7 protein-coding genes are annotated in these 9,566 nt (G+C 62.1%); 2 read left to right on the forward strand and 5 right to left on the reverse strand.

The window, feature by feature from the left end; all coding sequences use genetic code 11:
* Positions 1-2 precede the first annotated feature (2 nt).
* The 3 genes from ACFCU0_RS07195 to ACFCU0_RS07205 all read right to left on the reverse strand — a co-directional run bounded on the left by ACFCU0_RS07195 (position 3) and on the right by ACFCU0_RS07205 (position 2,771).
* Positions 3-866 carry an MBL fold metallo-hydrolase gene (locus ACFCU0_RS07195; protein ID WP_434972987.1) on the reverse strand — a complete coding sequence of 288 codons (864 nt, stop codon included), beginning with the start codon at positions 864-866 and terminating at the stop codon, positions 3-5.
* Between the two features lie 19 nt (positions 867-885).
* Positions 886-1,362 (reverse strand): large conductance mechanosensitive channel protein MscL, encoded by a 477-nt coding sequence (gene mscL / locus ACFCU0_RS07200; RefSeq protein ID WP_434972988.1) that lies wholly within the window; start codon positions 1,360-1,362, stop codon positions 886-888.
* Positions 1,363-1,565: 203 nt separating this feature from the next.
* Positions 1,566-2,771: an LOG family protein gene (locus ACFCU0_RS07205; RefSeq protein ID WP_434972989.1), complete on the reverse strand. Its 1,206-nt coding sequence runs from the start codon at positions 2,769-2,771 to the stop codon at positions 1,566-1,568.
* A gap of 216 nt (positions 2,772-2,987) precedes the next feature.
* Between ACFCU0_RS07205 and ACFCU0_RS07210 the strand changes: the two genes are divergently transcribed.
* A complete protein-coding gene (locus ACFCU0_RS07210) occupies positions 2,988-4,826 on the forward strand; it encodes a hypothetical protein (protein ID WP_434972990.1) in 1,839 nt (612 codons plus the stop codon).
* A gap of 165 nt (positions 4,827-4,991) precedes the next feature.
* On the forward strand, positions 4,992-5,594 hold the full coding sequence (locus tag ACFCU0_RS07215; protein WP_434972991.1) for a transposase: 603 nt from the start codon (positions 4,992-4,994) through the stop codon (positions 5,592-5,594).
* A gap of 255 nt (positions 5,595-5,849) precedes the next feature.
* On the opposite strand, the gene ACFCU0_RS07220 is transcribed toward ACFCU0_RS07215, so the two are convergent.
* Positions 5,850-6,437: a P63C domain-containing protein gene (locus ACFCU0_RS07220; RefSeq protein ID WP_434972992.1), complete on the reverse strand. Its 588-nt coding sequence runs from the start codon at positions 6,435-6,437 to the stop codon at positions 5,850-5,852.
* A 174-nt stretch (positions 6,438-6,611) separates the two neighbouring features.
* A partial coding sequence (locus tag ACFCU0_RS07225; protein WP_434972993.1) for a vitamin B12-dependent ribonucleotide reductase occupies positions 6,612-9,566 on the reverse strand: 2,955 nt, incomplete at its 5' end.

Below are 9,566 nucleotides of genomic sequence, written 5' to 3' on the forward strand. Positions count from 1 at the left end.
CCCTACGCCGCACGTCGAACATTTTCCAGCTGCAGCTCGGTGTCCGTCCGATCCTGGTCGCGGATGCAGGAGCTAATCAGGTTGTCTTTTGAGAAGTCGCCGCCGGAGATCCAGTATAGCATCCCTTCCCCGCCCAGCATTTCTTCCCGGATGTCCCGGACGGACCGTCGGTCCTGCCGGTAGCGACGTCGCGCCACGCCGCACAGCGCTTCCAGATACCGGGCCTTCTCCCGCAAGAGGTGCGCACCGTCTTCGACGATACCGCGGTGAGCGCAGTAGACGGTCGACACGCCGTGCTCCAGAACCCGATGAAGGCTTCGGAGCAGCGCCCCCACGTGCTCATCGTAGCGGAAGTACTCGGGGCGCTGAACGATGTACAGGTCCGCAGAAAAGAGCCCACCCGTTTCCTCGATGAGGTAGCACACCATGTCGTCTGCATGGCCGGGCGCCGGGATCGTGCGTAGCGTCAGACCGTTGCCGATCGACAGGTGCTCCGGGACCGGCTGCGCGTCCACGCGGACCGGACCGCCCCAGACGACGCGGCGATACATCTCCATCGAGAACCCGTCCCGCAGCCGGTCGAGGCTGGCGGACGGGGCAAACACCGGCACATCCAGCATATCCGCGATTCGGCCGGCATTTCCCGCGTGGTCCTCGTGATGATGGGTCACGACGACTCGATCAATCCCTCGCTCCTCCGCCATCTCGCGGACGAACGACCGCACACGGCGCCACTGGTTCGGCGGCCCGGTATCGACCAGCGTCCGTCCGACGTGGTAACAGTACGCGTGGGTGCTGACGCCGATGGGGTACCGGCCGGATCGAAAGCCCTCGACGGGCCCGTGTTGGTGACGAGAGGTACTCATAATCAAATAAGTCTAAGCGTTACGCGACGTCGGCCGACGCTTCTCCTTCAAGCTTCGACGTGCAATGCGGACAGCGGCTGGCGCTCACCGCGATATCCTGTACGCAGTAGGGGCATTTCTTGACCGTTGGCGCTGCCGGCTCGGGCTCCTCGTCGGGCTCGGCCATCTTGTTGACGGAGCGTACGAGCAGGAAAACCGCCCACGACACGATCAGGAAACTGACCGCACTGTTCAGAAAGACGCCGCCATTGATCGTGATGGCTCCTGCCGCATTGGCCGCTTCCAGCGTAGGATAAGGACCCGGTGTCGTGCCCGGTTTTAGCACCAGAAATAGATTCGAAAAGTCCACGTTGCCGATCAGAAGACCCAGCGGCGGGGTAATAACATCCTTTACCAGGGACTGGACGACGCCGTTGAACGCCGCACCGATGATGATACCGACGGCCATGTCAACGACATTCCCGCGAAGCGCAAACTTTTTATATTCCTCTAGCACAATTGCGTAACCCGTTCGGTGGAATCTACATCGAGACCGTTGACCGGATACGTACCGGGATCTGGTCGAGGGTAAGGGTCTACGAAAACAAGACGCGACGTGTCCGGCGGGTCACGATCTAACGCAAGCATCCGGCCAGATCAAACGCCATTTTCCCACCACCAGTAATCTCCGAGAAAAGTACGCAGAGGAAGCGACGCACGCTAGTTCGTTGCACCGACGTTTCGTTCATGAGCGTGCTGCACGATATCGGATATGACGTCATCGACGCGGTCGTGTAGGTGCAAATGATCGGCGTAGGATGTGTCCTGCGCCAGATTCTCCAGCAGGGGGAAGACCGGTTTCGTCTCCGTCCAATACGCACGATCCAGAAACACCATCGGGCTGGCGGCACCGAACGTTTCGTAATGATTCTGCGCGGCATCCATAAAGATCTCCTGGATGGTCCCGGCACTCCCCGGTGCGTAGATCACGCCGTAGGTAGCGATTGCCAGCAGGCCGTCCTCGCGAATGCTGTTGGCGAAATATTTGGCCACGTGGCTCGGAAAGAGGTTGGACGGCTCGTGGCCGTAGAACCACGTTGGAATCGCGAGGCTCTCAGCCCCGTCCGGATGGCGGTCAAGAACGTCGTAGGCAAGGTCAAAATAGGCCTCCTCCTCGTAGGTCGCGGCTGCGGACAACGTGTCGACAGCATCATCCAGGATCTCTGCGGGTCGTTCGGACAGATAAGCACCCAGGTTCGCCGCCTCCATGGCTCCGGGGCCTCCCCCGGTGGCGACGAAAAACCCGGCACGTGTGAGTCGACGACCGATGTGCGCAACCCGCCGAAAGGTCGGGGCGTCCCGCCGGAGCCGGTGGCCGCCCATCACCCCCACGACCCGCCGTCGATCGCTCGGGGGTAGATCCGCGCCGGTATTTATGCGCGAAGCAGGCGGCGTGTGAAGCAAATCAGCGAGCGCATCATCAATCGCGTGATCGTGAATCCGAAACGCGAGCGCGTCCATCACCGGAACGGCCGGTTCACGTTCATTTCGCTCGGTGAAGTACTCGTAGATCTGCCGGTCTGTGGTCTCGTACAGCGTGTCGTAATGGCCCCGTCGGTAACCGTCCATTAATTCAGTTGTGTCGTACAGCGAGGAACGGTATGGCCGGAACGGGATGCCGGAAAAGGCAGGAAAGATCGATCCGCCGCTCGTTCGAATATGCTCATCCACCTCCCGGTCGAGGCGACACCCAAGAAAGCACGCGTCCTCCGCCGACACCCGGCAGATGGCCGCCGCCAGCGCACCAGCCCGAAGGTCGAGTCCCTGCACGACGACATTTTCCAGGGACCCATGCGCCTCGATATGACCGAGAAGCTCCGTTTCCGACTCGATTTCGATGACTTTATCCGGGCAACATCTGTACATGAAGGTTCGGCTGAATGCGTTCTCGAGAATCCGGTGCTTGGACCTACCTGCCGCGCGATCGACCATCACGCCGCAGCGGAAACGGCGTACCGTCGAAGTGCAGGGAAGGTTCAGGCCGGAAGCGAGACCGGATCTTGCCCGGGCCAGCGGTCGTTCTTGTTTGTCCTCCGACCCATTGGTCCTGCAGATCGCCAATCCTGAGTCTGGCTCTGCCGTATGCGCCGCTTTCCCCCGTCCCTTTTGACCCCGTCAGCATCGCGGGCCCGTGCCGTCCCGGGTCCGCGGGTAGCGGTTCTCGCGTTGCTTCTCGCGCTGCTTTCGGCGGCACCTCTCGCCGCGCAGCCATGCAATCCGCCACCGGCCGAACCGGAGAGAGCGGACACGACCGCCTGGGCTCGGCACGCCGAGAAGATCCGCGAACACCGCCTGTGTTCCGCATCGGCCCCTGCGTACCGGGTGACGGACGAAGCACGGGCGTGGATGCACGCCCGTCGCTTTCCGGCCGTCGTCGAACTGGCCGAAACCGTCCTACGTGGCCCCGCTCGATCCGACAGCGCTGCGGTCAGCCGCGTCTACGAGCTTGCGGGCATCGCTGCGTCGCGCATCGGGCGGCCAGATGAAAGTACGCACCTCTTCCGTACGTCCGGCTACTACGGCTCCGCGCGCCCGGCCGAAGAGCGGGCATGGTTGCACGTAAAGTGGGCGGAAGGAGCGATTCGTGCGGGCCGCCACCACCACGCCCGCCGGCATCTCCGTGAGGCGGAATCGGTCGCGGAGAAAGCCGGGAGGCCATCCGTGATGCCTGCTGTTGTCGCGTCGCTATCGGCGTGGACGTACGTACTCGAGGCCGTCCGGGACGAGCAACCTGTTTCGGACTCCCTCGATGCACTTCTGAAACGCGCGGAGACGGCTCTCGCCGACGGAGCACAGCCCATCGTCGCGTACCCGCTCACCAACTCGATCCAGGACGTCGCCGGTCGAACGGCGATTACACGAGCGGCGGCTCAGATGCTGCAAGGAGAGGACCACGCGTTCGAGCGTCTGGCACCGATCCGTGCCGAGGCAGAAGCGCAGGGAGATACCTGGGCGGTTATCGCCGCGGGCTACGTCGAAGCACTCGGGCACGCCCGCACCGACCGACCGAACCGCGCGTACGCCATCATCGACCAGATCGCCCGGCTGTCCCACCATGAGCAGGAGCCCGTCCTGCTACCAAACCTGCTACTGGCCCAGGTCCGCATCGCATGCCGGCACGAGCACCCCGAGCAAGCCCGGGACGGCGTGAGGCAGTTGAGCAACCTGAGCGGGGTCCCGCCGCAAATTTTCGAGAAGGCGTCCTCCCGGGTCATCGACACGTTCAACCGGCCCTGGACATGGACGACGTGGGGACAGATTCTCGGCCTCGTCCTTGTACTGTCGCTGGCCTTCCAGTTCGTCGTCGCGCGTCTCGGCTCCCGGGACGAGGAAACGGAGGTTCTCCAGTCGGTAACTGACGACCCCGAACCAACGGTCGCCGGCGACCACCACCCTACCGACGAGTACAGAACCCCGAAGGGCCTCGACACACCGGTGATCAACGATCACGCGACCGTCGCCTTCGACGTCCAGATCGATCTCGATCCTGCCGAAATCGATCGCATCATCCGCTCGACGCCGTTTACCGAGCCGAGGGCCTCAGATTCGCCGGCGGAAGAGACCGGCGACGGACCGTTCCCACCCGTAGACGATGCGCACCATCACCCGGAAACGCCGGAACCGGCAGACGCGCCCGGATCCCCGGGTACCGTTTCGGTTCCGTGCTACGGGGCAGACGGGACACAGTCAGGCGAAATCGACATCCCGGTCGGGATTGCCGACAGCCTGGCGCGGCGTAAGATCATAGCACTGGACGTAGACGGTGAGATTCTCCTTCTCTATCGCTTCGAGGGCGGAGCGCAGCAGGTCCTTCACTACGACCCGGAGAGCGGAGCGTTTGAATCGGTCGACCTCGGCGAGCGCTTTCACGGCTTCCCGATCGCCCGGCTCGGCCGGCCGAACACCGATTCGCCCGACTGAATGCTGAAGCCGTCTGGAAAACACATCCCGCCCGGCGTAGTCCACCGCGACGCGGCCGACGTCTGGCCCACGCGGCTTCCGCATGAACGTGCGTACGTTATCATTTGCAGCGTCTACGTGTCTTAGAGACAGACGCCGTCCCTGTCTCTCATTCCCGTTGTACCGATGCCTCGCCCGGAGCTCCCGGGACGCAAGAACAGCCTCCGTCATCCGGACATCGACTACGGCTCGCGCGGGGCCTACTTCGTGACGGTTCGGACGCATCGACATCGACCTCTCTTCGGCTCGATTCGAGACGGCGTCATGGACTGTTCGCCCGTCGGCGACATTGTCCGGGACGAGTGGTACCGGACCGAGACGCTGCGGGAAAATGTCGTGCTGGATGCTTTTGTCGTGATGCAAGACCACATCCACGGCATTATTTGCCTCGTGCCGGAGGGTGGCACCGAGGTCTCCCCTTGCTGCTACCAATGGCATCCCCAAGCGCCGCTGGATGCCGGCACCACCCACAGCTTGCGGGTGAGACGGTATGATCCCGAGCGGCACGGCGTCGCCTACCGGCCGCCGGATTCGCTATCCTCGATCATGGCCGGCTTCAAAGGAGCCGTCACACGCCGGATTCGCGCCGAATGCAACGTCTCGCCCGACGCGCGGATATGGCAGCGCAACTTCCACGACAGGGTTCTGCGCAACGAACGTGAATGGCGGAACGTTCGCCGCTACATCCGCCTGAACCCGCAACGCTGGTGGCATAAACACGGGACATGACCGCCCTCCCGACCCACCGTTGCCATCACGCATGGCTTCCTTCGCCTCTCCCTGCAGCGTCCCCCCCACCGTCGCAGGGGCGCATTGCGATGCGCCCCTGCGACGGCGGGGACGCCTGCCCGAAAACGGTCGCCCTGTACCGGGGGAATGGCGTGAATGCAAACAACACCGACGCAAAACGCCCGATCCCCCTCACGGAGAACCGGGCGTATGCGATACATCCCAAAACCACAGTCGAATCAGAGCGAGGACCACCTACCTCAACCGAGAGAGGATAAGCGAAAGTTGCTCACCCTCTTTTGGAAAATGCTTCGCAAGAAGCGACTTAAAGTGAGCCCAAGATTGCGACACCTTCATTAGCATAATGATCTGCTGCAAGTGTCGCTGGAGAGCCGGCAAGCCGTAATCCTCGGTCAATAACTGATGATGACGGACTGCACGTCTTCCACGCCGGTTAAGCGGGTTCCTATCCTCAAGCGCATCGCGCAGTCCAGGCACTAGTCGATCATATACGATGTCGTTAGTCAAGTGACCGAGGATAGCAGGCCTGAAGTGAAAGTTCTCGCGACTCCGCGTCCATCCCCTTAACCGATAAATCTGTTCGTAGAATTCGTCGGGGAAGGTTTTCCGCCATGACCTCTCCGTGTCGGACCTCAGGTACTTTTCGGCGAGCCTCTCTATGAATCGTCTAGCCCTTGCACGATCATCGTTCGGTTCTCGGCAGCGATCGGGTGAATGGCTTTGTGAATTATTCGACCCTACGCGGCTTGGTTTGCCGTTGCTTGCGCTACGCACTATTGTATACCTATGATCAATGAGGATACTGTGAGCGACAGCTATCACTGTCGCCTCTCAAGCCCTTCGGAAGGCCTCGGCAGCTGCAACTGTCGAGGCTTTTCCTATTTCTGGTAGACATGAGAGCGGGTCTACCAAAGGCATTTCGGTTTCAGATATAGTTGCGGCCCCGAGTTGACGTTGTTTCGTGTCAACCTCGGGGCTCGCAACGTTTCTACGGTATCACCCACACCCGGTGCTGGCGCCGCAGTTCGGGCACATGTAGCATGCGCCGCTGCGGACCGTAATGCTGCCGCACTCGGGGCACGGCGGGGCGTCGGACTGGTTCTGGAAGGTCTCCTCCGTCGCGTTCTTCATGGCCTGCGCCTCCGCCGGGTTGCTCCCCGACGTCGCCGCGTCCATGAAGGCCTCCACGGTCTGACCGATCAGTTCGTCCTGCTGCTCCGCTGTGGCGTCGTCCACGTCGCCGAAGTCGAGCTCCGCCTGCGTGGTGTCGACCGCCGGGCCGCTACGGTGCGATTCCTCCGTAGCGGCCTCATTAGGGTCCGTGGTCACCTCCTCATCTGAGGCGACGTCCGGCTGCAGCTCCTGATCCAGAAACTTGATGGACAGGTAGCGGAAGATGTAATCCATGATCGACTTCGCGATCGGGATCTGCTTGTTGTTCGTAAAGCCGCTCGGCTCGAAGCGCATGTGGCTGAACTTGCGGCACAGATCCTCCAGCGGCACGCCGTACTGTAGCGCGATGGAGATGCTGGTGGCGAATGCGTCCATCATGCCGGCCAGCGTGCTGCCCTGCTTGGCCATCGTAATGAAGATCTCACCGGGTCGCCCGGCGCCGCCATTCTCTACGCTCTCAGGGTAGAGGCCGATCGTGAGGTACCCCTCGTGACCGGCAATAGAGAACTTGTGCGTGATGGACGGTCGCTCGTCAGGCAGACGCTTGCGCGTCGGCTTGTAAACAACCTTCTCCTGAATCTCCGGCTCCTGCGTCACCGCACCGTCGCCGGACGGGTCGGCAGCCTTGGCTGCTTCGGCGGCTTCCGCTGCCTTCTGCTTGTCCGACTTCTGCGTGTTGCCGTCCTCGGAGGTCGACAGCGGCTGGCTCCGCTTGGAGTTTTCGCGGTAGATCGCGACAGCCTTGGTGCCGAGTTCCCAGCTCTTCAGGTAGGCGTCGGCGATGTCTTCCACCGTCGCATCCTCCGGCATGTTGACCGTCTTCGAGATCGCGCCGCTCACAAACGGCTGGACGGCGCCCATCATGCGGATGTGACCCATGTGGTGAATCGACCGCTCGCCATTGTTCGGCTTGAAGGCGCAGTCGAACACCGGAAGGTGCTCGTCCTTCAGGAGCGGGGCACCCTCGATGGTGTCGTTGTCATCGATGTACTCGATGATCGCCTTGCGCTCGTCCTCGTTGTATCCGAGGCGCTCGAGCGCGTCCGGAACGCTCTGATTCACGATCTTCATCATGCCCTCACCTTCGCCGGCAAGTAGCTTGTACTTCACGAGGGCGATGTCCGGCTCGATGCCCGTCGTGTCACAATCCATGTAGAACCCGATCGTGCCGGTCGGCGCGATCACGGTCGCCTGTGCGTTCCGGTAGCCGTGACGCTCGCCGAGAGCCACCATGCGGGCGGCACTTTCGCGGGCACTGTCGAGAAGGTCGGTCGGGCAAAGGTCGCGGTCGATGTCTTCGACCGCGGCCTGGTGCATCCGCATGACGTCGAGGAAGGGCTCCTCGTTTTCGTCGTAGCGGTCGAACGGACCGATCTCTTCGTTCGCGGCAATCTCCGCGCTGCGGCCATACGCCTCGCAATGGATGATCGCCTGCACGGCTCCTGCAACAGCACGACCTTCGTCGCTGTCGTAGGGAAAGCCCATCGCCATGAGCAGGGCGCCGAGGTTGGCAAAGCCGAGTCCGAGCGGGCGGAAGAGATGGCTGTTCCGCGCGATGTCTTCAGACGGATAGCCGGCATTATCGACCAGGATCTCCTGCGCAGTGATGAAGATGCGGGCGGCGGCGCGGAGGCGCTCCACGTCGATCGACCCGTCCTCGTTCTGATACTTGCGCAGGTTCAGGCTCGCCAGATTGCAGGCCGAGTTGTCCAAGAACATGTACTCCGAGCACGGATTGCTGGAGTTGATCTGGTCCGTGTTCTTGCACGTATGCCATTTCTGGATCGTGTCCTCAAACTGAAGGCCGGGATCGCCGCAGACGTGCGTGCCTTCGGCAACTTTGTCGAGAACCTTGCGCGCCTTGATCTCTTCGACCACCTCGTTCGTGGTGACCGTGCGCAGCGGGTACGTCTCGCCCCGGTCGGCCGACTCCATGAACTCGTCGGTGACGCGGAGGCTCTGGTTCACGTTCTGGAACGCGACCGAACCGTAGGCCGGGCCGTTGAACGAGCCGTCGTAGCCCTGCTCAATCAGAGCCCAGGCTTTCTTCTCCTCTTTCTGCTTGACCTCGACGAACTCCATCACGTCGGGGTGCCAGCACTTGAGCGTCTGCATGATCGCCGCACGGCGCGTCTTGCCGCCGCTCTTGATCGTGCCGCCTGTCGCGTCCTGCACCTCCATGAAGCTCACCGGACCGGACGGAACGCCGCCACCGGATAGCTTCTCCTTCGTTGAACGGAGCGTCGACCAGTCGGCGCCGACACCGGAACCGAACTTGAAGAGGCGGGCACTCTCACCCATCGTCCTCCAGATCCCGTCGATCGAGTCCTCGACGTCAACGATGAAGCACGCACTCGCCTGCGGGTAGACGTACGGGTCGACCTTGACGATATCCTCTTTGTCGAAGTCCCATCCGAAGATCTTCTTGTCTCCGGTGTCTCGCACGCCGTACTGCTGGCCGAGACCCACATTGAACCAGACGGGCGAATTAAAGGCCCCGTGCTGATGGGTGCAGAGCCAGGTTAGCTCGTCGTAGAACGTCTCCGCGTCTTCCGCCGTGGCGAAGTAATCCTGCTCCTTCCCCCAGTCGGTGATAGTCCGCGTGACGCGGTCAACCAATTGCTTCAACGAGTACTCCCGGAGTCCGTCTTCCGGGGAGCCGTTGCCCTTGTCGTTGTCGCCGTAGAAGTACTTGCTGGCAACAATGTTGGTCGACAGCTGGCTGAAGTGCGCGGGAAACTCAACGTCCTTCTGCTCGAAGATCGTGTCCCCGGATGG

Origin of the sequence: Longibacter sp. (genome assembly GCF_051155795.1) — a bacterium.
Classification (GTDB): domain Bacteria; phylum Bacteroidota; class Rhodothermia; order Rhodothermales; family Salinibacteraceae; genus Longibacter.

What these genes read in the sequence shown, in the direction of transcription:
- ACFCU0_RS07195 (WP_434972987.1), bottom strand. Translation starts at nt 866, where the DNA reads ATGAGTACCTCTCGTCACCAACACGGGCCCGTCGAGGGCTTTCGATCC.
- ACFCU0_RS07205 (WP_434972989.1), bottom strand. Translation starts at nt 2,771, where the DNA reads ATGTACAGATGTTGCCCGGATAAAGTCATCGAAATCGAGTCGGAAACG.
- ACFCU0_RS07210 (WP_434972990.1), top strand. Translation starts at nt 2,988, where the DNA reads ATGCGCCGCTTTCCCCCGTCCCTTTTGACCCCGTCAGCATCGCGGGCC.
- ACFCU0_RS07215 (WP_434972991.1), top strand. Translation starts at nt 4,992, where the DNA reads ATGCCTCGCCCGGAGCTCCCGGGACGCAAGAACAGCCTCCGTCATCCG.